A 24,849-nucleotide genomic window follows, 5' to 3' on the forward strand; every position below is an offset into this window, starting at 1 on the left:
ACATTCTCTTGTTTTGATTAGTGCAGTCGTTGGTTCAGCTCGCTCAGCAGCGCGGCGAGCTCCGGCGCGTCCGTCGCGACGCCGTAGACATAATGATCGGGGCGCACCAGCGCGGCGCTGCAGCCGTGGCGCTCGAACCAGCGTGCGACGACGGCGCTCTCCTCGTGCAAGCCGTGACCGCCGATGGCGATCACACTGATCCCGGCGTCGCGGGTCGCAGCGTCGATCGAGCTCGAGTTCAGCGCGCCCCGCCCGTCGAGGACGAGCCGCCATCCGGTGCCGGCGATGGTATCGAGCAGCGCTCGCCCACCACCGTCGCCGACGATCCAAGGCTGCGGAAACAGCGTGCCATTGGCCGCGTTTGCCCTGGTCGCGAGCAGTCCCTGCGTCAGCGGCGGCACGATCTCCTGCCGGGTGATGGTGCGCGGCGCGCCGCCGCCTTCGGCAAGGATACGCGCATCGCGTGCCGCTGCGGCCGCGGGATCCTGCTCGCAGATGACGCGGCCGATCGCCTTGATGCGCGTGGTCAGCTCGCGCACATGCGTGCTGCGCTCGCTCTCATAGCTGTCGAGCAGGGCCGTGGTCGATTGGCCGCGCAACACGCGCGCGAGCTTCCAGCACAGATTGGCGGCGTCGCGCAGGCCCTGGCACATGCCCTGGCCGATGAAGGGCGGTTGTTGATGCGCGGCATCGCCGGCGAGCAGGACACGACCCTGGCGCCAGCGGTGCGCGACCAGCGCATGGAAGCGGTAGCTCGCCGCGCGCCACAGTGTGGCGTCCTTGGGCCCGAGCCAGCGGGACAGCAACTGCCAGACCTGCTCCGGCTGCTCCATCGCGTGGCGGTCTTCCCCCGGCCGCAGCATGATCTCGAAGCGGCGATGGTTCCCGGGACCGATGATGTAGGTGGTCGGACGCGCGGGATCGCAGAATTGCGCCGCGGTGGCCGGGAGCTTGCCGGCGCTGCCAGCATTCACGAGAAGATCGACCACCAGCCATGGCTCGTCGAAGTCGAGATCATCGAAGCTGATGCCGAGCTGCTGGCGCACGGTGCTGGAGGCGCCGTCACAGGCGATCACGTAGTCGGCGGTGACCTGATGCGTCGTGCCGTCCGCCCGCTGCAGCACGACGGTCGCCGCCGTTGCATCCTGCCGGATCGCGACGAGGCTCGTGCCCAGCTCGACCGTCACCGACGGACAGGCGCAAACGCGATCGCGCATCATCTGTTCGACCGGCGGCTGCGTGAACACCATGCTCGGCGTGTAGCCGAGCGGGTAGGGCGGGCCGACCATGTCGATGCGGCGGATCAACTGCCCTCGTGCGCCGAAATGCTCGGACGCCGGGAACGGCGCGACATGGCGGCTGACCTGTTCGGCGATACCGAGATTGTCGAACAGCCGCATGATCTCGTGATCGAGCGCGATCGCGCGCGGCTTGTCGTAGATCTCGACAGCGCGATCGATCGCGAGCGTTTTGATGCCCTGCATGCCGAGCAGGCTCGCGGCGATGGCGCCGGTCGGACCGAAGCCGATGACGGCAACCTCGAAATGCTTGTGATCGGACGTGGCGGACATGGAAACTCTGGAGTTGGACAACGAGTCAGGCGGCGTAGCCGACCGCGAGCTGCGCGGCCTTGACGTGCTCGGCCTTGGGCGGCGCGATGCCCCATTGGTCGGTGCGGCCGGGCGGCCAGACCCAATGCTCCGGCCCACGCACGACGTAGTCGTCGTCGACCTGCAGCACCTCGGCGGTGTATTCGATCACGGTCCCGACGGGATCGATGAAGTAGGCGAAGACATTGTCGCCGGGGCCGTGGCGGCCGACGCCCCAGGCGATCGGATGACCGGCATCGATCATGCGGCCCGCGCCGCGCATCACGCCTTCCCAGGTCGGCATCAGGAAGGCGACGTGGTTGAGGCCGTTCACCTTGGCGGCGGCGATCACCACCGCATGGTGATCGGAGTTGCAGCGGACGAACGCCATCGCCGCGGAGCGATCGGTCAGCTTGAAGCCGAGCGCCTTCTCGTAGAACGCAGCCGTGCGATTGACGTCGGTGCTGTTGAGATTGACGTGGGCGAGCCGCTCGGGGAGCTCGGGCCGCGGTGGCTTGGCGTCGTGCCTGAGGTCGTCATGAACGAAGCGCAGCACGCCGCCTTCGGGGCCGCGCAGGCTCATGATCACGCCGCCGTCGGGACCGGGGTTCGGCGCTGGCGCTGCGATCAGCGTCGCGCCTTCATGGATGGCGTTGCGGCTGACGGCATCGAAATCACTGGACTCGGCGAGGCGGAAAGTCACCGCCTTCAACTCGGTACGCTCGCTCTGGTGCAGCGCTACGACATGATGATCGCTGCCGGTCGCACGGAGATAGACGATGCCGCGGGCCTCCGCGACGCGCTCCAGCCCCCAGGTCTGTCGATAGAACGCTTCCGAACGCGCGAGATCTGGCGTGCCCAGATCGACGCTGCGCAGAGCCGCGACCGGAAACCGGGTCATGAGCGTGTCCTCCTGCGCGATGCCCGGGTGAGGACGCGCGACGTTTCTATCCCTGGCCGGCAGAACCGGCTCGTCCTTTTTATTACATAAAAAATAGGAATCAATAAGAATTTATAAATTTTATGTTCTGTAGCCTCGCTCTATACATGTCGTCTGATTCAGAGGAGATCGGGCGTGGATGCGGTTTTGGAGGCCGAGGGGCAGGGCCCGTCGACGCAGGCGAGTCATGTGTATGACCGGCTGCGCGAGGACCTGCTGTCCGGCCGGCTGGCGCCGTCGCGCAAGCTGCAGATGCGGTTTTTGACCGAGACCTATCAGACCGGGCAGACACCGCTGCGCGAGGCGCTCAACCGCCTCACTGCCGACGGACTGGTCGAGGTGCGCGAGCAGCGCGGCTTCTACGTCAAGGACATCAGCCGCGCCGAGCTCGCCGAGCTGACCAAGACCCGCTGCTGGGTCGAGGCGCTGGCGCTGCGCGAGTCGATGGCGGCGGCGACGCCTGATTGGGAGGAGCAACTGGTGCTGGCGCAGCATCGGCTCAGCCGCGCGCCGCGCTCGCTCAGCGCGACCACGTTCGAGGACAATCCGGAGTGGGAGAGGCTGCACCGGATCTATCATCGGGTCCTGATCTCGAACTGCGGCTCGCAGTCGCTGATCGCGTTCTGCGGCCAGCTTGCCGACCAGCTCTATCGCTACCGCCGGCTGTCGATCCGCAAGGCGTTTCCGTCACGCCCCGTCGGCGACGAGCACGCCGACATCGTGAACGCCGTGCTTGACGCCGACACCGAACGCGCGGTTGCGCTGCTCACGGCGCACTATCAGCGCACCGCCGACGTGATCCTGCAGGACGAGACGATCTTTCCGGAGCTGCGCAAGGACAAGCAGATTTAGGATCACGTCGTCGCGGCGAGGAAGAAGTCGACGCGCTTCTCGACATGCGCCTGGGCTTCCTTCTTCAGGGTGCGCATGTCCTCGCCGAGCAGGCTGCGGATCAGCACGGCGAACACGACGAGATCGAGGAAGATCCGTGCGCTGTCCTCGATGCGATCGGCCGAGAACGCGCCCTTGCCGGCAAGGCCTTCGGCGCGCGCGAGCTCGCCGATCGCATGGCTCACATTGCAGGTGGCGCGCTTGCGCGCGGTGTCCTGGATCTCGAGCGTCAGCTCGGGAAACCGCGGATTTTCCGCAATCGCGGTCCGCATCAGGCCGATCGTGTCTTCGACGAAGGCGCGCTCGATCAGGGTGAGTCCGAGGCTGATCAGCCGGGCGCGGAAGGTGCGGCCCTGCGGCACCAGGTTCTCATATTGGGTGTTGCGCGCGGCATGGCGGGCGATCACGGCCGCGAACAGCGCGGCCTTGCTGGGAAATCGCGCGTAGATGGTCGGCTTGCCGGCACGCGCGGTCTGCGCGATCTCGTCGACGCTCGCGCCCTCGAAGCCGTTTGCGAGGAACACCGTCTTTGCCGCATCGAGAATGCGCTCCTCGACCTCGCCGGCACGTTCGAGCGGAGGCCGCCCCACCTTGCCGCGCGCCGTCTTGGAAGCAACCATTCGATCCGCCATGGCTTTCTTTCTTTCGAGGCTTTCTTTCGCGGCCTTTGTGTTCCCGTCCTGTTTGGCACAGGGGTCCGGATTGTTCAATCAACGCGGCCGGGGGCCGCTGCTCATGCCTGGGGCGTTAACGCGTTCCACGGAATATCGGCTTGCCCGTGGGGTCTCGAACACTGAGACTGCACAAAACGATTTAGGAGGAAAACCATGGGACGGACATTCGTTCATTTGTCGTTGCTCGCGGTCGCCTGCGTCGCGGCCGCGCCGCTTGCGCGCGCTGAAACCGTCATCTTGAAGTCCGAGCTCAAGGCCGCCAACGAGGTGCCGCCGAACGCGTCCACCGCGTCGGGCGCGGCCGAAGCGAGCTTCGACACCGCCACCAGGACGCTGAGCTGGAAGGTCACCTATTCGGGCCTCACCGGGCCGGCAATGGGGGCGCATTTCCACGGTCCCAGCGAGCCCGGCAAGAATGCCGGCATCGTGCTGCCGTTCAAGAGCCCGGAGACCCCGATTACCGGTTCGGCCGTCATCACGGACGCTCAGGCGGCCGACCTGCTGGCCGGCAAATGGTACGCCAACGTCCACACCCAGGCGAACCCAGGCGGCGAGATTCGCGGACAGATGACCCGGCAGTGAGGCGCGTGCCCGACGCGCGCGGGCTCGCCGTCACGCGGCCAGTTCCGGTTCGCCGGCCTGGCCGGGAACGGCCGAGGCCCGGCGCACGTCGAGGAACTGCTTGAAGCGCCCGAGCGACAGCGGCGGCGCAACCAGATAGCCCTGGCCTTCCTCGACGCCGCAGGCGATCAGCGCATCGACCTGCTCCTGATGCTCGATGCCCTCGGCGACCACGGACATGTCGAGCTCGCGCGCCAGCGCCACCAGCATCTGCACCACCACAATGGCGGACTGGTCGCGGGTGATCGCGTCGACGAAGAACTTGTCGATCTTCAGGATGCGCGCGCCGAGCCGCTGGATATAGGACAGGCCGCTATGGCCGATGCCGACGTCGTCGAGTGCGACGCGGAAGCCGAGCTCGCTGAGCTCCTTCACGACATCAGTCGCCTTGGCGAGATCGGCGAGCTCCTCGCGCTCGGTGACCTCGAGCACGACCTGGCGGGTGGAGACCGATGACGACGCGACCGTCTTGCGCAGATCGTCGATGAAGCGGTCGCCGAGCAGGTGGCGCGGGGTGACGTTGACGGACAGCTTGAACAGCTTGTCCTGCTTCATCTCCGGCTGCAGCTCGCGCAAGGCGGTCTTGAGGAGCTGCCAGGTCAGTCTCTCGATGCGGCCGGAGCTCTCGGCGAGCGGGATGAAGCTCATCGGCGGGATCAGCCGGCCGTCCGGCTTCTCCCAGCGCGCCAGGATCTCGCAGCCGACGATGTCGCCGGTCTTCAGTCGGAAGGTCGGCTGCACATAGGGCTTGAACTCGTTGGCCGCGAGCGCGCGGTCGAGCTCGGCGACCGGGTCCACCGGCCGGCTGAGGTAGCTCGCCAGCAGCAGGCCGAACATGCCGCCCAGCGTGCCGGCGGCGAGCATCGTCAGGAGATAAGCGAGGTCGCCGCGCGCGCTCAGGCTCTGCGGCCGCACATGGATCGTGGCCTGCAGCGGATAGCGGTCGGACACGGTGGTGAACGCGACGGTCTGCGCCGGCGATCTGGCGGATGCGTCGGGATGATAGCCGGCCACCTGCTCGCCATCGGGCAAAGTCAGGGTGACGTTGCTCTCGGCGCGCAGGCCGACCGGCATCACGTCCAGCAGATTGCCGTCGATGCGCAGGATCGCCGCCAGCGACCGTTGCGGGTCGATGTCGCGCATCACGCCGAACGCGGCGCCGGTGAACTGCTCGACGCGGAACAGCCGCAGCTCGCCGTCGGCGGACTTGAACATCTCGTCGCGCCGCGCCCAGCCATTGTCGAATTCCAGTGTTTCGGAATAGGCCGCGCACTTGACCGCGCCGTCGCGATCGACGGTGCGGATGTCCTTGATGATGGTGCCTTGATAGACGTGAAGGCGCAGCGACTGCAGCGCGACGGCGCTGCAGTCCATCGGTCCTTTCGCGATCAGACGGTTCAGGATCGATCCGGCCGAGTCGATCGCGGCCTCGGAACGGCGCAGCGCCAGCTTGCTGAGCTCGCTGAGCTGCCGCGCGGTCTGGTTGCCGATCAGCGCGGTCACGGCGAGATCGGCGCCGGCCAGGAAGATCCCGACGCAGGCGACCACCGCCGCGACACGAAGCATGTGTTTACGTTGCAATGCCATCGTGTCGTGAACGCCCCCGTATGACCACGGGTATCCTTCAATCCAACCTTCAACTTTCCGTATATGCGCCCCAGGATGCCCGTCCGCAGCGGCACGGTGGGCCGTGAGCGCAGGAAGCTGGTTAATGAAAGGCTACCGGCTCAGGCCGCCTTGTCGGTGGTGTCGAGCGGCATCGCCGTCTCGGCGCGCTCGGCCGGCAGCAGCATCAGGGCGGCGAGCGCCGACAGGCTCAGGCTCGCCGACACGATCAGCACGCCGCGGCCGAGCCCGTCGATGAGCAGGCCGAACAGCAGCGGCGCGAAGGCCTGGCAGATCCGCGACGGCGCCCCGATCAGGCCGAGCCGGTAGGCGTAGTTGACGGGGCCGAAGATCGCGAGTGGCAGCGTGCCGCGAGCAATGGTCAGGATGCCGTTGCCGGAGCCGTGCAGCAGCGCGAAGGCCGCCGCCGCGCCGCCGCCGAACAGCCCGATTGTCACGGCGCCGATCGGATGGGTGATACAGGCGAGCCGCGCCGAGGCGAGCGGATGGAAGCGGCTGAGGAAGCCGGCCTCGAACACGCGCGCAGCGACCTGCGCCGGCCCGATCATCATGCCCGCGAACAGCGCCTGTGCAGGGGTTGCGCCGAAGGCCTGCATCAGCCGCGGCAGATGCACCGCCATCGCCGCGGTCACGGTCCAGGCCGCCGCCATCGCGAACGCGATCAGGATCATGGGACGATCGAGCGGAATGTTCGGCTTGCCCGTCGGCATCTCGCCGGGCGCCATCGCGGTGGCACGCGGCAGCGACAGATTGAGCGGCAGGCCGATCACGAGATGTGCGATCGCCCAGGCAAAGCAGGTCTCGCGCCAGCCGATGGTGGCGAGCCCCCAGGTGCTCAGCGGCCAGCCGACGGTGGAGGCAAAGCCCGCGATCAGGGTGATGCCGGTGATCGCGCCGCGCGCATCCTTGCCATAGATGCGACCGAGCGCGCCGAACGCGGCATCATAGAGGCCGAGCCCCATGCCGACGCCGAGCCACAGCCACGCCAGCGCCATCACCCACAGCGAATGCGACAGGCCGAGCAGCGCGAGCCCGATCGCCAGCACGATGTTGGAGGCGCACAGCACCTGGCGGCCGCCGACGCGGTCGATCTGGCGGCCGATGCGCGGACCCAACAGGCCGGAGATGATCAGCGAGGCGGAGAAGGCGGCGAAGAACCAGTTGTTGGACAGGCCGAGATCCCTCGCGATCGGGTCGGCGAGGATGGCGGGCAGATAGTAGCTCGATCCCCAGGCCAGCGTCTGGGCGGTGCCGAGAGCGATGACCACGCCCAGCCGTCTTGCCTGCATTCCCGTCGACCTCTCCTCAGTTCTGGGTCACGAAGTCTCGGCGTCATGAGCAGCCGCAGCCGCTGCGGCCAGCCAGCTTGGCTTTGGCGTCATCGGCACAGCAACTGTCTACGCCCGATGGCGCCGGTCCGCCACAGCAGCCGGGCAGGGCTGCAATGCTCTCCACTCCGCCGCGGGTGCAGACGCCGGTCTCCGGCAGCTTCAACTCGACACGATGCGCGGCGGCCTTGTCGCCGGCGATGTCGGCGGTGATCGAACGGACCTGCTCATAGCCCGTCATCATCAGGAAGTTCGGCGCGCGGCCATAGCTCTTCATGCCGGCGAGATAGAGCCCGGGCTCGTCGGCCTGCGCCAGCTCGCGCGCGCCATGCGGCCGGACCGTGCCGCAGGAATGCTCGTTCGGATCGATCAGGGGCGCGAGCGCCACAGGCGCCTCGATCGCGGGATCGAGCCGCAGGCGCAGCTCCGCCAGCAGCGACAGATCGGGGCGGAAGCCGGTGGCGACGATCAGCTCGTCGGCGGTGACGTGGCGGTCACCCGCGGCGGCGATCCGCAGCCGGCCGTCCGCATCGGTGATCCCCGTGACGCCGAAGCCGGGCTCGAGCCGGATGCGGCCCGAACGCACCAGCGCGGCAAAGGCCAGGCCGAGCTCGCCGCGCGCGGCGAGCTGGTCGGCGCTGCCGCCGCCGAATGCCTTCGCGGGATCGTCGCCGCGCAGCAGCCAGATCGCCCGCGTGCCCGGCGCGACCTCGGCCAATGCGGCCAGATCGATCAAGGTGCCGATCGCCGAGTGGCCGGCGCCGAGCACCGCGACCGTCTTGCCGGCATAGCGGCTGCGCTGCGCGCCGCGGACGTCCGGCATCGCGTAGGCGATGCGCGCCGCATGCGCGGCTTCGCCGAGCGCGGGCAGCCCGCTATGGCCGGCAGGATTGGGCGAGAACCAGGCGCCGGAGACATCGATGACGGCGTCGGCGTGCAGCGCCGCCTCGCCCTTGCCGTTGTGGGCGCGAATCTCGAACGGCGCATCGGCGCGTCCCTTCGACTTCGCCTTGTCGAAGCCGGCGCGGCCGATCGCGGTGACGCGATGCGAGGTTCTGATGACGTCGCGCAGCGCGGTGCGCGTTGCAAGCGGCGCGAGATAGGATTCGATCAGCTCGCGCCCTGTCGGATAGGCCTCGGGCTCGGGCGAAGTCCATCCCGTCGCCGCCAGCAGCCGCGCCGCCGCGCTGTCGATGTTGTACTTCCACGGCGAGAACAGCTGGACGTGCTGCCACTGCCGCACCGCATGCGCGGCTTCTGGACCTGCTTCCAGCACGACCGGGGTCAGGCCGCGCGCCAGCGCGTGGGCGGCGGCCGCCAGCCCGACCGGGCCGGCGCCGATGATCGCAACCGTCTTGGCATCCATCACGCTATTCCTCCCATATTTCTAGAATCATCGAATTATTTGTCAAATGATCAGGCGGCCGGCCTCTCGGTGCCGCAGCCTTGCTCCTCAGCGCAACACTCGGAGACGAGGAAGCCGAGCAGGGAGCGCATCACGTCGTATTCGGCGTGACAGACCAGCGTGGTGCCCTCGCGCTGCTGCGAGATCAGCCCGACCGCGACCAGCGTCTTGACGTGGTGCGACAGCGTCGAGGCCGGGATCTTCAGCCGCTCCTGCAATCGGCCGACCGGCATCCCGGCATGCCCGGCGCGCACCAGCGCGCGGTAGATCTTCAGGCGCGTGGTGTTGCCGAGGGCTTCCAGGCGGGCAGCGGCGTCATCGAGCTTCATGACAACCAGGATGGGGCAGGCGGCGTGCCGAAGTCAAACGATATTTCTAGAATATTGGAAATAACGCGCCGCGGTGCATCGCCGGCGGGAGGCGCGTCCGGCGCGCTATCGCAGCCGGTAGCCGGCATGGCAGCCCACGCAGGCCGCCATCGTCTCGCCGAGCGCCTTCAGCGCCGGCTTGAGGTCGCCGGTCACGCCCGCATTCTGCGCTTCGATGGCGAAGCGGCTCGCCGCCTTGTGCATGGTGGTGCCGGCCTCCTGCATGCCCTGGGGCATGAACCCGGCCACCTCGGCGGCGCCGTGCAGCCGCAGCGAGCTCATGCCGAGGCGCTGCTCGGCGATCTGGCCGGCCTTGTCCGGCTCGCCCGCCGCGAGCGCGTCGTTGATCTGCTGCAGCGCCAGCAGATGGTCGCGCATGTTGGCAAGCGTATGCTCGGCGAGGTCGGGCGGAAACGCCACCCGCTCGCGCGGGTCCGGCGGAAGCGCCCCATGGCTGGCGCGGTCGTGATGGCCGTGGTGCTGCGCCGTCGCGATGCCGGCGGATGCGACAAGGGCTAGCGCAACGGCGGCGAGACGCAGGCGCATGAGGACCTCCATTTGAGCGAACGCGGTGAGGTCTTTCCTAGACCGCGCAGCCGGGCGGCGCATATGATCCTGATCATATGCCGAGAACCGACCATCTGCCGCCCGAAGGTACGCACCCGCTGGACTGGCGTGCCCTTGCACGGCTGTCGCCGTTGCTTGCCGCGCTGCCGGAGGCGGCGCGGTTGCAGACCCGGCGCATCCAGGTGCCGCGCCAGGGCACGGTGTTCTGCCGGGGGGATCGGCCGCAGGCGATGTTCTTCGTGCTGACCGGCGAGGTGAGGCTGGTGCGCCGCTCGCGCGCCGGCGACGACATCGTCCTGCAGCGGGCCCGCCGCGGCTTTCTCGCAGAGGCCAGCCTCGACCAGTCGACGTATCATTGCGACGCCGTCGCGGCGCAGGATTCGGCGCTGCTGGCGATCGACCGCAAGGCCTTCGCCGAGGCGCTGCGCCGTCCCGAGATCGGGGACCGATGGTGCGATCATCTCGCCCGCGAGTTGCGCAAGGTCCGGGCGCAGTCGGAGCGGCTCAGCCTGAAGACGGCGCGCGAGCGGATCGTGCATTTCATCGAGACCGAAGGGGAGGGCGGCGAGGTCGAGCTCGGCCGGTCGAAGAAGGACTGGGCCGGCGAGCTCGGCGTCACCCATGAAGCGCTCTATCGCGCGCTGGCGCGCATGGAGCAGCACGGCGAACTCATCGTCGACGGCACCCGCCTGCGCTTGCGATGAGCCTTCCAGTCTGCGGAGCCTCTCGCTCCGTCGTGCATTCCTGGTGCGGCCGGCCTTGACGTTTGCTGGTTATATCGATAATTCTGGATATATGGAAAACGAACAAGCCGTTCTGGCCTTGGCGGCGCTGGCGCAGCCGACGCGCCTGCAGGCCTTCCGCACGCTGGTGCAGCACGAGCCCGACGGGCTGCCTGCGGGCGAGCTCGCGCGTCTGCTGGAAGTGCCGCAGAACACGCTCTCGGCGCACCTCTCCGTGCTGGCGCGCGCCGGCCTCGTCAGCTCGATCAGGCACAGCCGCTCGATCGTCTACCGGGCCGATCTCACGCAGTTTCGCGAGGTCGCGCTGTTTCTGCTGCAGGATTGCTGCGGCGGCCGGCCGGAGGTCTGCGCACCCGTCATCGCAAGTCTCACCCCGTGCTGTGCGCCGAAGCGCAAGGAGAAGAGCCGTGTCTGACCGCATCTACAATGTCTTGTTCCTCTGCACCGGAAATTCGGCGCGCTCGGTGCTCGCCGAGTCGATCCTGCGCAAGGACGGCGCGGGCCGCTTCCACGCCTTTTCCGCCGGCAGCACGCCGAAGGGCGCAGTGCATCCGTTGGCACTCGAGACGCTCGCGCGCATGGACTATCCGACCGACGATCTGCGCTCGAAGAGCTGGAGCGAGTTCGCCGCCGCCGGCGCGCCGGTGATGGATTTCGTCTTCACCGTCTGCGACAACGCCGCCGGCGAGGCGTGCCCGATCTGGCCGGGGCAGCCGATGACCGCGCATTGGGGCATCGAGGATCCGGCGGCGGCCGCAGGCACGGAGCTGGAGAAGCTCGCGGCGTTCACGACCGCCTTCCGCTATCTGAAGAACCGGATCGACGCCTTCATCAATCTGCCGCTCGGCCGCATCGATTCGATGTCGCTCGGCACGCGGCTGCGCGAGATCGGGACGGGCGAGGGCGCAACGTCGTTCCGCTCCGACGTGGCCTGATCCGATGACGATCTTCGAGCGCTATCTGACGGTCTGGGTCCTGCTCTGCATCGTCGTCGGTATCGGTCTCGGCCATCTGATGCCGGGGCTGTTCGCGGCTGTCGCGTCGGCGGAGGTGGCGCGGGTCAATCTGCCGGTCGCGGCCCTGATCTGGCTGATGATCATCCCGATGCTGCTGAAGATCGATTTCGCCGCGCTCGGCAACGTGAAGGAGCATTGGCGGGGCATCGGCGTCACCCTGATCGTCAATTGGGCGATCAAGCCGTTTTCGATGGCTCTGCTCGGCAGCATCTTCATCGGCCACGTGTTCGCGCCGATGCTTCCCGCAGGCCAGTTGTCGTCCTACGTGGCGGGTCTGATCCTGCTGGCGGCGGCGCCGTGCACGGCGATGGTGTTCGTCTGGTCGAATCTGTGCGACGGCGAGCCGCACTACACGCTGAGCCAGGTCGCGCTCAACGACGTCATCATGGTGTTCCTGTTTGCGCCGCTGGTGGGCCTGCTGCTCGGCGTCGCCTCGATCTCGGTGCCCTGGACCACCCTGCTGCTGTCGGTGCTGCTCTATATCGTCGTGCCGGTCATCGTCTCGCAACTCTGGCGCCGTGCGTTGCTGCGTAGCACGGACGGGGCGTTGGAGCGCGCCTTGCGGGTGCTGCAACCGGTCTCGCTCGTGGCGCTGCTCGGGACGCTCGTGCTGCTGTTCGGCTTCCAGGGCGAGCAGATCCTGAAGCAGCCGGTCGTCATCGCGATCCTGGCCGTGCCGATCCTGATCCAGGTCTATCTGAACGCGGGGATCGCCTATTGGCTGAGCCGCCGGCTCGGCGTGGCCTGGTGCGTCGCGGCTCCGGCCGCCTTGATCGGCGCCAGCAATTTCTTCGAGCTGGCGGTTGCCGCCGCGATCAGCCTGTTCGGGCTCGACTCGGGGGCTGCGCTCGCGACCGTCGTCGGGGTTCTCGTCGAAGTCCCCGTGATGCTCTCGGTCGTGCGCATCGTCAGGGCGACGCGTCGCTGGTACGAAGCAGGCCTGCCGGCCTAGCCTTGGTCCGTGCCTTGGTCAGAAGCCGGTTCGCCTCACCGCCGCGGCTCGTCCTGATCGTCGTCGTCGCCTTCGCGGTCCCGGCGCGCGGGCTCGTAGCTCAGCAGCTGGCTGTCGGCCCGCGCATGCAGCGCCGCGAGATGCGCATAGGCCGCCAGGGTGCCGTCATCGGCACGGGCCACCGGCACCAGCGTGGGTGTCGTCTCCCGGCCGGCTTGTGACATCCCCAGGAGGCCGCCCAGCCCCGCCAGCACGGCTGCCAATGTCATCGTCTTACGCATTCTCGTCTCCGAACTCACCGCGCCCCCGGCTCGCTCCGTCCGGGCGGGATCATGTCGCAACGAGGCTGACGGCATCCTGTCAGGTTGAGTCAGCGAGACGTCAGCTTGTCTCGGGCAGGATGCCGATCCCTTGCGAGTTTCCACCCGCGCATCGGCCTGAGCGCAATTCCGACATCGGAAGTTCAAACTAAAATCCGCACCAGCTCCTTAGCATCTGCGAACGCTCCGCAAGTCGACCCCCGCAATTCGAACCCAGTGGCGCGCGCGCAACGAATGACGACGAGCTTTGAAGATCAGAGCGTCAGGCCCCGGGAAGATCATGCATTTGCCTCAAATCGGACGGTTCATGCGCATCACGGCATTTGCGATGCTGATCTCGACGGCGGCGTCCGCGGCGACGGTGGCGCGCGAGGACGATCGCGAGCGCCGTGATGCCGTGCGTCGCGCGGTGGAGGCGGGCGACGTCCTGCCGCTGTCGCAGATCCTGCCGAGATTGCGCGGCCGGATCGCCGGCGACGTGATGGGAATCGATGTCGACCGCCAGCGTGGCCGCTGGCGGTATGAGTTTCGGGTGATCGGCCGTGATGGCCGCGTGCGCGAGGTCTATGTCGATGCGCGCAGCGGCGAGATCGAGCGGATCGAGGAAAAATAGATGCGTGTGCTGCTGGTCGAGGACGATCCGCGGCTGTCGTCCGACCTGGCGCGGACGCTGCAGGCGGCGGGCTATCTGGTCGAAACGTCCGACAACGGCGAGCAGGCCTGGTTTCTCGGCGACACGGAGGATTATGGCGCCGTGATCCTCGATCTCGGCCTCCCCGGCATGGACGGCCTGTCGGTGCTGAAGCGCTGGCGCGGCGCGGCGCGGCATATGCCGGTGCTGATCCTGACGGCGCGCGCGAGCTGGGCCGAGCGGGTCGACGGCATCGATGCCGGCGCCGACGATTATCTGCCGAAGCCGTTTCGCAACGAGGAGCTGCTGGCGCGGCTGCGCGCGATCATCAGGCGCTCCGCCGGCCATGCCGCTCCGGTGCTTTCGTCGGGCGACCTGATGCTCGACGAGCGCCAGATGAAGGTCAGCCTGTCCGGCGTGCCGGTGACGCTGTCGCAGCTCGAATACCGGCTGATCGCCTATCTGCTGCGGCAGAGCGGCCGCGTCGTGCCGCAGCATGAGCTGGAGGAGAACGTCTACGGTCTCGGCCACGAGCACGACTCCAACGCGCTCGAGGTGCTGATCCGGCGCGTGCGCAAGAAGCTCGGCGCCGACATCATCGAGACCCGCCGCGGCTTCGGCTACATGATCCCGGAGACGACGGAATGAGGCTCGGCTCGCTGCGGCTGCGGCTGGTGGCGGCGGGCACCATCGCGCTGCTGGTCGCGCTCGGCGTCGCCGGCTTCGGCATGGTCGTGCTGTTCAAGCGCCACGTCGCGCGCACGCTCGCCTCCGATCTCGACATCCACCTGCGCCAATTGCTGAACGGCCTCGAGGTCGATGCGGAAGGGCGCATCGTGGTGGCGCGGCCGCCGGCCGATCCGCGCTTCGTGGTCCCGCTGTCGGGGCTGTACTGGCAGATCTCGGACGATCATGGCCAGTTGCTGCGCTCGCGCTCGCTGTGGGACACCATCCTGCCGCTGCCGATCGACGAGCCCGGACCGAGCGACGTGCATCAGCATGAGCTCGCCGGGCCGGATGGCGAACACGTGCTGGTCGCCGAGCGCGGCATCCTGATGAATCCGGAAAGCCAGACCCGCGTGCGCGCGGCCGTGGCCTACGACCTCGACGGCGCCACCAGCGCGGTGCGGACCTTCGCCAAGGATCTCTCGATCGCGCTCGCCGTGCTGGCCGTCATCCTCGCCGTCGGCACCTCGGTTCAGGTCACGCTCGGCCTGCGTCCGCTCGGCGTGCTGCGCCGTGGCGTCGCCGAGATCCGCAGCGGCCGGCGCCAGCATCTTCCCGTGGACGTGCCGACCGAGGTGGCGCCGCTGGTCGAGGAGGTCAACGCGCTGCTCGATGCGCAGAGCCGCGAGATCATGCGCTCGCGCAGCCGTGCGGCCGATCTCGCCCACGGCTTCAAGACGCCGCTCGCCGCACTCGCGGCCGACGCCGCGCGCTTGAAGGAGCTCGGCCAGATCGAGCTGGCGCGCAATGTCGAGGATGTCGCCGAGGCGATGAGCCGGCAGGTCGATCGCGAGCTGGCGCTGGCGCGGCTGCGCGGCAAGGCTCGCGGCGGGCCGGAGGCCGCAACCGAGCTGGCGCCGCTGGTGAATGCGCTGCTCGGGACGCTCGGCCGCACGCCGGCGGCCGCCCATGTCAGCTTCGATGGCGAGGTGCCTCCAAGCCTGCGCGTCGGCATGGACCGCACGGATCTCGCCGAGGTGCTCGGCAATCTCCTGGAGAACGCCGCGCGTCATGCGGCGAGCACGGTTCGCATCGTCGCCAGTGCGACCCCTCTGATCGTCACTGTCGAGGACGACGGTCCGGGCATTCCGGACGCGAAGATCGGCCGCGTGCTCGAGCGCGGCGGCCGCCTCGATGAGCAGGGGCCGGGCAGCGGGCTGGGGCTCGCGATCGTGCAGGACGTGCTCGAAGCCTATGGCTGGCGGCTGCACATCGGACGTTCCCAGCTCGGCGGCGCCAGGATCACGATCGCGCCGGCCATCGTCTCGGCGCTCCGCTGGTCGCAGCCCGCGACGTCGCAGGCCACCCCGGCGCCGTCCATTCTGACAGCAGGCTGACATCCCGCGTCAGCGGCGCGACGCCCCCGGTCGGCTATTTCCTCCGGTCCTACCACCCCCGCGCTCCGGCCTGCCGGCAGCGGGGCCCAATGGCCGAAGGAAGCTGATCATGCGTATTCGAAACTCCGCCAAGACGTATGGCTCCGTCGCGATCGCACTGCACTGGATCGTCGCCGTGCTGGTGCCGGCGGCCTGGATTTCAGGCCATCTCGGCGACGTGCTGCCACGTCCCGCTCATGACATGGGCCTGTTCATGCACGTCTCGCTCGGGCTGTCGATGCTCGGCTTCGCGCTGGCGCGCCTGGCCTGGCGCCTGGCCGATCCGCCGCCGGTGCCTGAAGCGACCAAATTCGGCGCGTGGACCGTTCATGTCGGCGAGATCACGCATCTGCTGATCTACGGCATCATGTTCGCCATTCCGGTGCTTGGCATCGTCACCCAGTTTGCCCGCGGCTACGGCTTGCCGGTGTTCGGCCTGTTCGAGATCGCCTCACCCTGGATCGGCGACCGCGGCTTCGCCCACGACATGAAGGAGATGCACGAGGCGCTGGCCAATGGCCTGATGATCCTGATCGGCCTGCACGCAGGCGCCGCCTTGCTGCACCATTACTGGCTGCACGATCGCACCCTGCGGCGGATGGTGCCGGGACTGCGGTGATCGCGCCTGTCATCCGGGCCTGCTAGAAGGTCTCCGTCGAACACGCCATCGGAGGCCGCCATGCCGGCAACGCCGCACATCGAAAAGCACTTCACCGCGTCGGAGGTCGTCCGCGACGTCGTCATCGGCATGGCCGACGGCCTCACCGTGCCGTTCGCCCTCGCCGCCGGTCTTTCGGCGGCGGTCGCCAGGACCGACGTGATCGTCACGGCCGGCCTCGCCGAGGTCGTCGCCGGCGCGATCGCGATGGGGCTCGGCGGCTATCTCGCCGCCCGCTCCGACGCCGAGCATTATGCCGCCGAGGAGAAGCGGGAGCACGACGAGATCGAGAAGCTCCGCGGTCGCGAGGTCGAGGAGGTCGCGGCGATCTTTCGCGGCTATGGTCTCGAAGGCCAGGCCTTGACCACCGTGGTCGACGCCATCGCGTCCGATCGCAAGCGGTGGGTCGACTTCATGATGCGCTTCGAGCTCGGCCTCGAACGCCCGGATCCGAAGCGCGCGCCGGTCAGCGCGGTGACCATCGGCGGCTCCTACGTGATCGGCGGCTTGATCCCGCTGATCCCCTACATGCTGGCAGCCGACATCTCGTCCGCGCTCCGCATCTCCGTGATCGCCACCGGCATCGCGCTCCTGATCTTCGGCGCCATCAAGGGCCACTTCACCGGCGTCAACAAGATCAAGTCGGCGCTTCAGACCGCCCTCGTCGGCGGCCTCGCCGCCGGCGCCGCGTTCTGGCTGGCGCATCTGTTCGGGTGAGGTGGAGCGGGATTGCGGTCTAGGCCGTTCGGACGAAGGTCACCGGGCCGGTCATGATCCCGTCACCCGAGCTGTAGGGTGGGCAAAGAGGCGTACGCGGCAACGCCGCGTCGCATCGGGCCCACCGCGCGTTTCGAGCGGTGGCGATGGTGGTCACGCGCCGCCCTTGGCGTCGCTTTGCCCACCCTACGGCAGCGTTGTCTGTGACAAAGAGCTTTAGGCTCGCCGAGTTCGAGACTGTTGGTGCTCTGCGGATCTGGACGTCCTGACGACGGCGTTGGGTTGAGACCATGCGTCAGCCTTGAACCAGCATAGCTCACCTCTAGGCCAGAATCTGACGTTCCATCCAATTGGCCGTTGCGGGGAGTTATGGTAGTCGGTTTGGGTGAGCAAGACCCTGACCCCGACCAAAGCAAGAGACCTCGCGATCCGCCTCGCATCTGCTCGCCCTGACGAAGCGCTAAGCGTCGCAAGGGGGATAGAAGCACCTTGGTTCAGATGTCAGGCGTTATCTCACGTCGCACGCCATTGGCCCGATGAAAGGTATAGCCGCCTCCTTGAAGAGGCGATTCTGGCAGCCGACTGTCAGGAGGATATTTTCAATCGTGTAGCCGTCTCGGCATGGCCGATCAGGGCATACCTCGAGCGCGGCAACCTGCCACCCGCCAAAGAACTTCTCACAAAGTATGTCGCTGCCTCCAGCGCCATTGAAAACATGGGGAGTCGTTCAGAGGCGCTGTTTTCCATATTTCAAGCGTCAAAGCCCTTCGACACCGGGTTATGGCGCCCTGTATTTTGGGCTTTGGTGGCAGCAGCGGAGCCTGCTCTTTCCTGGCGTCAGCTTAGAAACCTGAGGGACGCCGTCGCAATGGTTGCCTCCGATCACGATGAATTGGTGCATCAGGTATTTGAGAAGCTTTCTGAACCGAAAAATCTTTCGACCGTGAGACGCTACCTCGGCCAACATACCAGGCAGCAGCCGCGCTCCTATTTCTGACTCATGAGCCGCCGAAGCTAGCTGCGATCGCCTGCTTTCCGTGGAGCAAGAGAGGGTCACCTGACGACGCGGATACCGAAACCCGCCGCGCCTGCGGATCAAGCGCGCGTGGACGTGGCCGCGCCGGCAGACCCTTTCGGATTGGTCAGCCTCATGTCATGATGGCTGATGATGCGCGCGCTTCTCCTCATGACTTCGATCATCGTGCTTGCAACCGCTCCAGCCGCGGCCCAGCGGTTCGATGGCAATGATCCGGTGTGCCTCCAGACATGGGAGTGGGGCGGGTCCAGCACGATCGCGTGCCAGTACAGGTCGTGGGAGGCGTGCAGAGCGGGGGCCGCGGGCCTTTCGGCCATGTGCTTGCCGAACCCCTATGCCCAACGCCCGTCTGAGCCAAGCCGGCGTCGGCCTCCCCGGTAGGCGCTGATTGCGGTCTGACAAGACCCCAAGCTCAACGGAGCAGCCATCGTCGGCGCCGACCAAAAGGTCCGAGATGGGCCAGAAGCCGACATAACCCATGATCCGGACGCTGAGTTGGTTGGCCATGCGGAGGAGAGCGAAAGGAATTTAGTCTCCCGGCATGCACCGCTTTTCGACACAGCTTTGCATTTTTCGCATTGCATCGCATGCATCTCTGGAGGTGCTGTAGAGACCAGGTAAGTCGGTGTATGCGCCGGTGCAGGCGCCTCTATCGGGCACTACTGCGCAGTTTCGTTTCCCCGCATTTTGCCCGGTACCTAGAGCGGCACAGACCTTATACTGGTCAGCCGATGCGTACGCTGGGATCAATAGGCACGCGGAGATTACCGCAAACAAGAGTTTGTTGGACAACTTCGTTCCCCCTAAAATGGTTTACCCATCGGGTAAGCCACGGGCTCAACAACCTCTCGCCCCGTGACTATCAACGCATGCAGTGCTTTGCCTAGCTCCTTGGCAGGCACCGTCTCTACTGTTCCATGCGACGCCCCCAATTCCGTATCCATTCGGGCAGGGCTGATTAGGGTCGGGCTTTAAAACACAATCGTGAGCTTTCGCAGACATGTTCATACAGAACGTCCACGTGGGCCCCTCTGCAAACAGCAAACGCTGGGAATAATTCAATTCCCGGCCGAAAGACGGCAAAACGTTTGTTAAGGTGAGAAATAAAACAGCGGGAACTCTCATCATTTTTTGGTATCCTTTGGAAGACGATTCAGAAAGTAGTCGTGATGAGTAGTTTAAGGTCCGATGCAGAAGAGTAAGTTTTGTAAATATTTGAAGCACGTGGCGTAATCGTTCAAAGGTTGACGTCGCCGATCGAAGGACGTCGATTTCTGCTGGATAAGCGGCGCGCGTAGTCGACTTAATTGCACGTGCAGCCTTCTCCTTTGGGGTTACAGTAACCGCAACTCATTCCAAAACAACACTCGTTGCTGTCGGTGCATGTCTGCCCACGGGTCTTGCTACAAGCCCACTGTAACTTCTTCTTTGCGAAGGACTGAGGAGCGTTGGTCCGCGTGATGACGATTGAAGACGAACTAAATGAGGAGGTTTGTATTGACAGATTTAGCTCGCCCGCCCGCAATGCTGACAGCCCAATGCCTGTAGTCATCGCTACCAGCGTCAAACCCATAATCGCTAGGCCCGCAATCTTCACAAATCCAATAGGCTGTCTCATTGTGTTATGTCCACTCGGCCCACATCAAAAACCGCAGCACTCCGAGATTTGGCGGCCGGATGTTATCCTTGTGATCCTTCAATTAAAAGGCGAAAGTGTTGCCGCGCTAAGAGCTGTTGCAGCGCAAACATCAAGGGATGACATCGGAGCACTGCTCTTCGTGCCAAAAGCCTGCACTTCCTCTCTGCGAGTGCTTCCACGCGGCAATCCTGGAGCCGCGAAACGCGCGCCGCAGCTTCGTGTTGCTCCCGAACGAAGAAGCTAATAATGCCGCTTGTCGAGGCGGACCTCGGCAAACTGCTCGCTCTGGTTCGGCCGGGTGCAAGCGCGGCGCGCGCTGGCAGTGCGCTGAAGAGGTCGCCTACTCTTGCCATCGGAACGCGAATGAGTTGGGCGGGACGTTCCGGCCTCGGTGCCCCGCTCTCATTTGATCGCGTTCACGGCGCCTAGCGCTTGCGTTCCGGGGCCGTGCTCCACTGCTCGGCGCGTTCGGCTACCAAAGGTAAGGTGGAGGTGGCTTCGTTCCCACTGACTTCAGCTTCGGGTCAAAACCGGACGGGGCTTTGTCGCTCGTATGGGTGCTGACGTCCTGCATCAAAATCCTTCTTGAAGCACGGCGCAAATCGGATGCTCGGGGTCAACTCCGGTCGCGGGCTCCCGCTGCTCCTTCGGCCGACCGGTGCAAGGGCAGTTGGACCGGCCACCCCGTCGAACGCGTGCGAGAAGGCGCCCGTCGTCGACCCAAAATTTCTATTTCGCGTTTCCAGAAAATATGCTAGACCATCGCCGTCCCGTGCTCCTCGAGAGGGGCGCTTCGCGATCGTCACGGAACGTTGGGCGCGGGATGCGGTGGCTGCAGGATGCCGCAGCGCGGGGTGACCCGCGCGGACGAACGGCAGCTTGCGGACGCGAAGTCGTGTGGTCCTGGCGCCGCGACGCTGGCGCCAAGCCGTCGGGCGATGATCCCGAGGGCGACGGTGGCTCACAAGCCGGACACCGGGGAGATCGCGTATAAGCGTGAAAACCATCGCGCGGGGAATGCCGGGATGTCTCGGCTGAACCTGTGGTGACTGCCGCCTGCTTTTTTTCTGCAGGCGGGCCATGGGGGCGGCCAGCTCCCGGCATTCCCTGCGCCCTCTGCCTGATCAGGGGGCAACATCGATGACATCCCTCGGGCGCATGGCGCCGCGAGGTCGGTGACGCACGTCTTCAGGCGACACCCGGAGGGGAGGGAGCCCCGTCGCGGGAACCAATTTCCGCAGCCAAGGTTAGCTGGCATGCAGGAGACCCCCCACATGCGCCGTCCGAAAATTCAGCCGTCCCGCAACAAGCTCGACATGGCCGATCAGGCCCAGGTCCGCGTGGTGACCAAGCGGCTGAAGATGTCGCCCGGCGAGTTGGCCGAGATGGTCGAGCGCATCGGCAACTCCATCGCGGCCATCACCAAGGAAGTCGCGCAGCAGCGGGCCGCGAAGGCTTCGGCGCCGGAAGGAGCCGTCATCGCCTCGGTGACGGTGACCGAGACCAAGGCGGAAGTGATCATGCCGGACGAGACGCCGGCGGCAACCTAGCAAGCGGCGGCGCGGATCATCGAGACGCCCGGCAATCGGTCCGGGCATTGGACGAAGGGGGCAAAGGATGGACCAACGCACCGATCACGGTGACGCCCTGACGCAGGCGGCGTTCAACCTGCGCAAGGCCAAGATCAGCGAAGGCCGTCCGTTTCCGCTCGGCGCGACCTGGGACGGTCTCGGCGTCAATTTTGCGATCTTTTCCGCGCATGCGACCAAGGTCGAGCTGTGCCTGTTCGACGACACCGGCGAGACCGAACTCGAGCGCATCGAGCTGCCGGAATACACCGACGAGGTGTGGCACGGCTATCTGCCGACCGCCCGTCCCGGCACGGTGTACGGCTATCGCGTGCACGGACCCTACGAGCCCGACGCCGGCCACCGCTTCAATCCGAACAAGCTCGTCATCGATCCCTATGCCAAGCAGCTCGTCGGCAACCTGCGCTGGGGCCCGGAGCTGTTCGGCTACCAGCTCGATCATGCCGACAAGGATCTGTCGTTCGACGATCGTGACAGTGCGCCCCTGATGCTGAAATGCCGGGTCATCGATCCCGCCTTCACCTGGGGCACCTCACGCAAGCCGGAGATTCCGTGGGAGCGGACGATCTTCTACGAGATGCACGTCAAGGGCTTCACCAAGCTGCATCCGCTGGTGCCCGAGGCCGATCGCGGCACTTTCGCCGGCCTCGCGCATCAGGATATTCCGGCCTATCTGCGCTCCCTCGGCATCACCTCTGCCGAGCTGTTGCCGATCCATGCCTTCATCGACGACAGCTATCTGGTCGAGAAGGGCCTGCGCAACTACTGGGGCTACAATTCGATCGGCTTCTTCGCGCCGGAGCCGCGTTATCTCAAGACGCCCTTCGCGACCGAATTCAAGACCATGGTCAACCAGTTCCACGCCAACGGCATCGAGGTCATCCTCGACGTGGTCTACAACCACACCGCCGAAGGCAACGAGCTCGGGCCGACCCTGTCGTTCAAGGGCATCGACAATGCCAGCTACTACCGGCTGATGCCGGACCAGAAGCGCTACTACATCAACGACACCGGCACCGGCAACACCGTGAACCTGTCGCACCAGCGCGTGCTGCAGCTCGTCGCGGACTCACTTCGCTATTGGGCGACGGAGATGCGGGTCGACGGCTTCCGCTTCGATCTCGCCACCATCCTGGCGCGCGAGCCCTACGGCTTCGACGAAGGCGGCAGCTTCCTCGACGCCTGCCGGCAGGATCCGGTGCTGTCCAGCGTCAAGCTGATCGCCGAGCCCTGGGACATCGGTCCGGGCGGCTATCAGGTCGGCCAGTTTCCGCCGGGCTGGGCGGAGTGGAACGACAAGTTCCGCGACACCGCGCGCGCGTTCTGGAAGGGCGACGGCGGCACGCTGGCCGATTTCGCCAAGCGCATCTCGGGCTCGGGCGATCTGTTCAACAAGCGCGGCCGAAGGCCCTGGGCGAGCGTGAACTTCATCACCGCCCATGACGGCTTCAATCTCAACGACCTCGTCTCCTACAACGAGAAGCACAACGAGGCGAATGGCGAGGACAATCGCGACGGCCACAGCAACAATCATTCCTGGAATTGCGGCGTCGAAGGGCCGACCGAAGACCCCGAGATCACGGCGTTACGCGAGCGCCAAAAGCGCAATCTCCTGGCCACGATGCTGCTGTCGCACGGCACGCCGATGCTGCTGGCGGGCGACGAGTTCGGCCATACCCAGAACGGCAGCAACAATGCCTATGCGCAGGACAACGAGACCACCTGGCTCGACTGGATGGGCATCACGCCGCAGGGCAGGGCGCTGCGCGAGTTCACGCGCAAGCTGATCGCGATGCGCAAGGCCTTCCCGATCCTCTATCGCAGCCGCTTCCTGGTCGGCTCGCACAATGAGGAGCTCGACGTCAAGGATGTGACCTGGCTCGATCCCTCCGGCGAGGAGATGACGACCGAGCAGTGGACTGATGATCATGCGCGCTGTTTCGGCATGCTGCTCGACGGCCGCGCCCAGGAGACCGGCGTCAAGCGGCGCGGCTCGGATGCGACCCTGCTGCTGGTCTACAACGCCCATTACGACGTCGTGAACTTCACATTGCCCTCCGTTCCCGAGGGGCATAACTGGCTGGCGCTGATCGATACCAACCAGCCGGATGCACAGCCGCAGTCGTTTCCGTTCGGCCACGTCTACGCGGTGACCGGGCGATCGCTGCTGGCCCTCGGCCTGTCCTCGGAGCAGCAGCCGATGCGCAGCCTGCGCCACGGCCTCGGCGCGCTGCTGGACATCGCGGAGGCGCCGCTGGGGTAGGGCGGCGACACAGCCCGGCGCCGGCTTGTCGTTCGCGGGATGTCGTGCAAAAGCTGTCCGGGTGAAACGCCCGGACAGAGGTCAAGAAAAGCTCAAATGCGCACCCATTCCATCGCCGCCATTCCCGCCGACGGCATCGGCCCCGAGGTCATCTCCGAAGGCGTCCGCGTGCTCGAGGCACTCGCCAAGCGCGCGGGCGACATCAGCTTCAACGTCAAGACCTTCGACTGGGGCTCGGACTACTACAGGAAGCACGGCGTGATGATGCCGGCCGACGGCCTCGCTGAACTCAAGACGTTCGATGCGATCTATTTCGGCGCGGTCGGCGCGCCCGACGTGCCCGATCACATCACGCTGTGGGGTCTGCGGCTGCCGATCTGCCAGGGGTTTGATCAGTACGCCAATGTGCGCCCGACCAAGATCCTGCCCGGCGTGGCCTCGCCGCTGCGCAATGTCGGCGTCGGCGATCTCGACTGGGTGATCGTGCGCGAGAATTCCGAGGGCGAATATGCCGGCATGGGCGGCCGCGCGCATCGCGGCCTGCCGGAGGAGGTGGGCACCGAGGTCGCGATCTTCACCCGCGTCGGCGTCGTCAGAATCATGCGCTACGCGTTCAAGCTGGCGCAGTCGCGGCCGCGCAAGTTCCTCACCGTCGTCACCAAGTCGAACGCTCAGCGCCATGGCATGGTGATGTGGGACGAGATCGCCGCCGAGGTCGCGCGCGAATTCCCCGACGTGAGCTGGGACAAGATGCTGGTCGATGCGATGACCGTGCGCATGACCCTGCAGCCGAAGAGTCTCGACACCATCGTCGCGACCAACCTTCACGCCGACATCCTCTCCGATCTCGCCGGCGCGCTCGCCGGCAGCCTCGGCGTCGCGCCGACCGGCAACATCGATCCGGAGCGGCGCTTCCCGTCGATGTTCGAGCCGATCCACGGCTCGGCGTTCGACATCACCGGCAAGGGCATCGCCAATCCGGTGGCGACGTTCTGGACCGGCGTGCAGATGCTCGAGCATCTCGGCGAGAGGGACGCGGCCGTGCGATTGATGGCGGCCGTGGAAAAGGTGTGTGCAGCCGGCATCCTGACGCCCGACGTGGGCGGCAAGGCGACGACCAAGGAGGTGACCGACGCCGTCATCGACGCGATCCACGGCTCCAACGTCTGAGGCG

Annotated in this window: 25 protein-coding genes; 16 read left to right on the plus strand and 9 right to left on the minus strand. The window is 66.3% G+C overall.

The window, feature by feature from the left end:
* Nucleotides 1-17: 17 nt before the first annotated feature.
* Together ACQR1H_RS27955 and ACQR1H_RS27960 are read right to left on the minus strand one after the other, a co-directional pair.
* Complete coding sequence (locus ACQR1H_RS27955; RefSeq protein ID WP_434908505.1) at nucleotides 18-1,571, minus strand: bifunctional 3-(3-hydroxy-phenyl)propionate/3-hydroxycinnamic acid hydroxylase; 1,554 nt, start codon at nucleotides 1,569-1,571, stop codon at nucleotides 18-20.
* Between the two features lie 25 nt (nucleotides 1,572-1,596).
* Nucleotides 1,597-2,490 carry a VOC family protein gene (locus ACQR1H_RS27960; RefSeq protein WP_434908506.1) on the minus strand — a complete coding sequence of 298 codons (894 nt, stop codon included), beginning with the start codon at nucleotides 2,488-2,490 and terminating at the stop codon, nucleotides 1,597-1,599.
* A 174-nt stretch (nucleotides 2,491-2,664) separates the two neighbouring features.
* Between ACQR1H_RS27960 and ACQR1H_RS27965 the strand changes: the two genes are divergently transcribed.
* The gene (locus tag ACQR1H_RS27965; protein WP_315805341.1) at nucleotides 2,665-3,381 is read left to right on the plus strand and encodes a GntR family transcriptional regulator; all 717 of its coding nucleotides are present in this window, start codon (nucleotides 2,665-2,667) and stop codon (nucleotides 3,379-3,381) included.
* A gap of 2 nt (nucleotides 3,382-3,383) precedes the next feature.
* Here ACQR1H_RS27965 and ACQR1H_RS27970 read toward each other — a convergent pair whose 3' ends face one another.
* Nucleotides 3,384-4,040, minus strand: a complete 657-nt coding sequence (locus ACQR1H_RS27970) for a TetR/AcrR family transcriptional regulator (protein WP_315805365.1) — start codon at nucleotides 4,038-4,040, stop codon at nucleotides 3,384-3,386.
* A 207-nt stretch (nucleotides 4,041-4,247) separates the two neighbouring features.
* Between ACQR1H_RS27970 and ACQR1H_RS27975 the strand changes: the two genes are divergently transcribed.
* A complete protein-coding gene (locus tag ACQR1H_RS27975; RefSeq protein WP_434908507.1) occupies nucleotides 4,248-4,676 on the plus strand; it encodes a CHRD domain-containing protein in 429 nt (142 codons plus the stop codon).
* Nucleotides 4,677-4,706: 30 nt separating this feature from the next.
* Here ACQR1H_RS27975 and ACQR1H_RS27980 read toward each other — a convergent pair whose 3' ends face one another.
* The 5 genes from ACQR1H_RS27980 to ACQR1H_RS28000 form a co-directional block, all read right to left on the minus strand.
* Nucleotides 4,707-6,281, minus strand: a complete 1,575-nt coding sequence (locus ACQR1H_RS27980) for an EAL domain-containing protein (protein ID WP_434908508.1) — start codon at nucleotides 6,279-6,281, stop codon at nucleotides 4,707-4,709.
* 161 nt (nucleotides 6,282-6,442) lie between these two features.
* Complete coding sequence (locus ACQR1H_RS27985) at nucleotides 6,443-7,630, minus strand: MFS transporter (RefSeq protein WP_434887745.1); 1,188 nt, start codon at nucleotides 7,628-7,630, stop codon at nucleotides 6,443-6,445.
* 43 nt (nucleotides 7,631-7,673) lie between these two features.
* A complete protein-coding gene (locus tag ACQR1H_RS27990) occupies nucleotides 7,674-9,038 on the minus strand; it encodes an NAD(P)-binding domain-containing protein (protein WP_434908509.1) in 1,365 nt (454 codons plus the stop codon).
* 47 nt (nucleotides 9,039-9,085) lie between these two features.
* Nucleotides 9,086-9,403, minus strand: a complete 318-nt coding sequence (locus ACQR1H_RS27995; RefSeq protein ID WP_315805346.1) for an ArsR/SmtB family transcription factor — start codon at nucleotides 9,401-9,403, stop codon at nucleotides 9,086-9,088.
* Nucleotides 9,404-9,508: 105 nt separating this feature from the next.
* Nucleotides 9,509-9,988 (minus strand): hypothetical protein, encoded by a 480-nt coding sequence (locus ACQR1H_RS28000; RefSeq protein WP_434908510.1) that lies wholly within the window; start codon nucleotides 9,986-9,988, stop codon nucleotides 9,509-9,511.
* Between the two features lie 77 nt (nucleotides 9,989-10,065).
* Here ACQR1H_RS28000 and ACQR1H_RS28005 point away from each other — a divergent pair, with 77 nt between their 5' ends.
* From ACQR1H_RS28005 to arsB, 4 genes are all read left to right on the plus strand, one after another.
* A complete protein-coding gene (locus ACQR1H_RS28005; protein ID WP_434908511.1) occupies nucleotides 10,066-10,713 on the plus strand; it encodes a Crp/Fnr family transcriptional regulator in 648 nt (215 codons plus the stop codon).
* Nucleotides 10,714-10,804: 91 nt separating this feature from the next.
* Nucleotides 10,805-11,167 carry an ArsR/SmtB family transcription factor gene (locus ACQR1H_RS28010; RefSeq protein WP_316182963.1) on the plus strand — a complete coding sequence of 121 codons (363 nt, stop codon included), beginning with the start codon at nucleotides 10,805-10,807 and terminating at the stop codon, nucleotides 11,165-11,167.
* Entirely contained in the window at nucleotides 11,160-11,687 is a 528-nt protein-coding gene (locus ACQR1H_RS28015; RefSeq protein ID WP_434908512.1) for an arsenate reductase ArsC, read from the plus strand. The genes ACQR1H_RS28010 and ACQR1H_RS28015 overlap by 8 nt, the downstream gene beginning before the upstream one ends.
* A gap of 4 nt (nucleotides 11,688-11,691) precedes the next feature.
* Complete coding sequence (gene arsB, locus ACQR1H_RS28020) at nucleotides 11,692-12,720, plus strand: ACR3 family arsenite efflux transporter (RefSeq protein ID WP_315805351.1); 1,029 nt, start codon at nucleotides 11,692-11,694, stop codon at nucleotides 12,718-12,720.
* Nucleotides 12,721-12,755: 35 nt separating this feature from the next.
* On the opposite strand, the gene ACQR1H_RS28025 is transcribed toward arsB, so the two are convergent.
* Nucleotides 12,756-13,001, minus strand: a complete 246-nt coding sequence (locus ACQR1H_RS28025) for a hypothetical protein (RefSeq protein WP_434908513.1) — start codon at nucleotides 12,999-13,001, stop codon at nucleotides 12,756-12,758.
* Between the two features lie 346 nt (nucleotides 13,002-13,347).
* On the opposite strand from ACQR1H_RS28025, the gene ACQR1H_RS28030 reads away from it, so the two are divergent.
* From ACQR1H_RS28030 to ACQR1H_RS28075, 10 genes are all read left to right on the plus strand, one after another.
* Entirely contained in the window at nucleotides 13,348-13,653 is a 306-nt protein-coding gene (locus ACQR1H_RS28030; RefSeq protein ID WP_315805353.1) for a PepSY domain-containing protein, read from the plus strand.
* On the plus strand, nucleotides 13,654-14,319 hold the full coding sequence (locus tag ACQR1H_RS28035) for a response regulator transcription factor (RefSeq protein WP_315805354.1): 666 nt from the start codon (nucleotides 13,654-13,656) through the stop codon (nucleotides 14,317-14,319).
* Nucleotides 14,316-15,734: a sensor histidine kinase gene (locus ACQR1H_RS28040; protein WP_434908514.1), complete on the plus strand. Its 1,419-nt coding sequence runs from the start codon at nucleotides 14,316-14,318 to the stop codon at nucleotides 15,732-15,734. The genes ACQR1H_RS28035 and ACQR1H_RS28040 overlap by 4 nt, the downstream gene beginning before the upstream one ends.
* Before the next feature lie 109 nt (nucleotides 15,735-15,843).
* Nucleotides 15,844-16,392: a cytochrome b gene (locus ACQR1H_RS28045; protein WP_316182968.1), complete on the plus strand. Its 549-nt coding sequence runs from the start codon at nucleotides 15,844-15,846 to the stop codon at nucleotides 16,390-16,392.
* A 60-nt stretch (nucleotides 16,393-16,452) separates the two neighbouring features.
* Nucleotides 16,453-17,148: a VIT1/CCC1 transporter family protein gene (locus ACQR1H_RS28050; RefSeq protein WP_315805357.1), complete on the plus strand. Its 696-nt coding sequence runs from the start codon at nucleotides 16,453-16,455 to the stop codon at nucleotides 17,146-17,148.
* Nucleotides 17,149-17,533: 385 nt separating this feature from the next.
* Entirely contained in the window at nucleotides 17,534-18,145 is a 612-nt protein-coding gene (locus ACQR1H_RS28055; RefSeq protein ID WP_434908515.1) for a hypothetical protein, read from the plus strand.
* Between the two features lie 171 nt (nucleotides 18,146-18,316).
* Nucleotides 18,317-18,565 (plus strand): DUF3551 domain-containing protein, encoded by a 249-nt coding sequence (locus ACQR1H_RS28060; RefSeq protein WP_434908516.1) that lies wholly within the window; start codon nucleotides 18,317-18,319, stop codon nucleotides 18,563-18,565.
* A gap of 2,532 nt (nucleotides 18,566-21,097) precedes the next feature.
* A complete protein-coding gene (locus ACQR1H_RS28065; protein ID WP_316182970.1) occupies nucleotides 21,098-21,373 on the plus strand; it encodes a DUF3606 domain-containing protein in 276 nt (91 codons plus the stop codon).
* 67 nt (nucleotides 21,374-21,440) lie between these two features.
* Entirely contained in the window at nucleotides 21,441-23,675 is a 2,235-nt protein-coding gene (glgX, locus tag ACQR1H_RS28070; protein WP_434908517.1) for a glycogen debranching protein GlgX, read from the plus strand.
* 96 nt (nucleotides 23,676-23,771) lie between these two features.
* On the plus strand, nucleotides 23,772-24,845 hold the full coding sequence (locus ACQR1H_RS28075) for a tartrate dehydrogenase (RefSeq protein ID WP_434908518.1): 1,074 nt from the start codon (nucleotides 23,772-23,774) through the stop codon (nucleotides 24,843-24,845).
* The last annotated feature ends 4 nt before the right edge of the window (nucleotides 24,846-24,849 follow it).

Origin of the sequence: Bradyrhizobium sp. HKCCYLRH2015 (genome assembly GCF_051168215.1) — a bacterium.
GTDB lineage: Bacteria > Pseudomonadota > Alphaproteobacteria > Rhizobiales > Xanthobacteraceae > Bradyrhizobium.

Bases quoted from the DNA above. Each gene is read 5' to 3' on its own strand.
- ACQR1H_RS28005 (WP_434908511.1), top strand. From the start codon at position 10,066: ATGCCGAGAACCGACCATCTGCCGCCCGAAGGTACGCACCCGCTGGAC.
- ACQR1H_RS28050 (WP_315805357.1), top strand. From the start codon at position 16,453: ATGCCGGCAACGCCGCACATCGAAAAGCACTTCACCGCGTCGGAGGTC.
- ACQR1H_RS28010 (WP_316182963.1), top strand. From the start codon at position 10,805: ATGGAAAACGAACAAGCCGTTCTGGCCTTGGCGGCGCTGGCGCAGCCG.
- ACQR1H_RS28065 (WP_316182970.1), top strand. From the start codon at position 21,098: ATGCGCCGTCCGAAAATTCAGCCGTCCCGCAACAAGCTCGACATGGCC.
- ACQR1H_RS27975 (WP_434908507.1), top strand. From the start codon at position 4,248: ATGGGACGGACATTCGTTCATTTGTCGTTGCTCGCGGTCGCCTGCGTC.
- ACQR1H_RS28025 (WP_434908513.1), bottom strand. From the start codon at position 13,001: ATGCGTAAGACGATGACATTGGCAGCCGTGCTGGCGGGGCTGGGCGGC.
- ACQR1H_RS27970 (WP_315805365.1), bottom strand. From the start codon at position 4,040: ATGGTTGCTTCCAAGACGGCGCGCGGCAAGGTGGGGCGGCCTCCGCTC.
- glgX (WP_434908517.1), top strand. From the start codon at position 21,441: ATGGACCAACGCACCGATCACGGTGACGCCCTGACGCAGGCGGCGTTC.
- ACQR1H_RS27980 (WP_434908508.1), bottom strand. From the start codon at position 6,281: ATGCTTCGTGTCGCGGCGGTGGTCGCCTGCGTCGGGATCTTCCTGGCC.
- arsB (WP_315805351.1), top strand. From the start codon at position 11,692: ATGACGATCTTCGAGCGCTATCTGACGGTCTGGGTCCTGCTCTGCATC.
- ACQR1H_RS27960 (WP_434908506.1), bottom strand. From the start codon at position 2,490: ATGACCCGGTTTCCGGTCGCGGCTCTGCGCAGCGTCGATCTGGGCACG.
- ACQR1H_RS28040 (WP_434908514.1), top strand. From the start codon at position 14,316: ATGAGGCTCGGCTCGCTGCGGCTGCGGCTGGTGGCGGCGGGCACCATC.
- ACQR1H_RS28000 (WP_434908510.1), bottom strand. From the start codon at position 9,988: ATGCGCCTGCGTCTCGCCGCCGTTGCGCTAGCCCTTGTCGCATCCGCC.
- ACQR1H_RS28030 (WP_315805353.1), top strand. From the start codon at position 13,348: ATGCGCATCACGGCATTTGCGATGCTGATCTCGACGGCGGCGTCCGCG.
- ACQR1H_RS27995 (WP_315805346.1), bottom strand. From the start codon at position 9,403: ATGAAGCTCGATGACGCCGCTGCCCGCCTGGAAGCCCTCGGCAACACC.
- ACQR1H_RS28035 (WP_315805354.1), top strand. From the start codon at position 13,654: ATGCGTGTGCTGCTGGTCGAGGACGATCCGCGGCTGTCGTCCGACCTG.
- ACQR1H_RS28045 (WP_316182968.1), top strand. From the start codon at position 15,844: ATGCGTATTCGAAACTCCGCCAAGACGTATGGCTCCGTCGCGATCGCA.
- ACQR1H_RS28060 (WP_434908516.1), top strand. From the start codon at position 18,317: ATGCGCGCGCTTCTCCTCATGACTTCGATCATCGTGCTTGCAACCGCT.
- ACQR1H_RS27985 (WP_434887745.1), bottom strand. From the start codon at position 7,630: ATGCAGGCAAGACGGCTGGGCGTGGTCATCGCTCTCGGCACCGCCCAG.
- ACQR1H_RS27955 (WP_434908505.1), bottom strand. From the start codon at position 1,571: ATGTCCGCCACGTCCGATCACAAGCATTTCGAGGTTGCCGTCATCGGC.
- ACQR1H_RS28075 (WP_434908518.1), top strand. From the start codon at position 23,772: ATGCGCACCCATTCCATCGCCGCCATTCCCGCCGACGGCATCGGCCCC.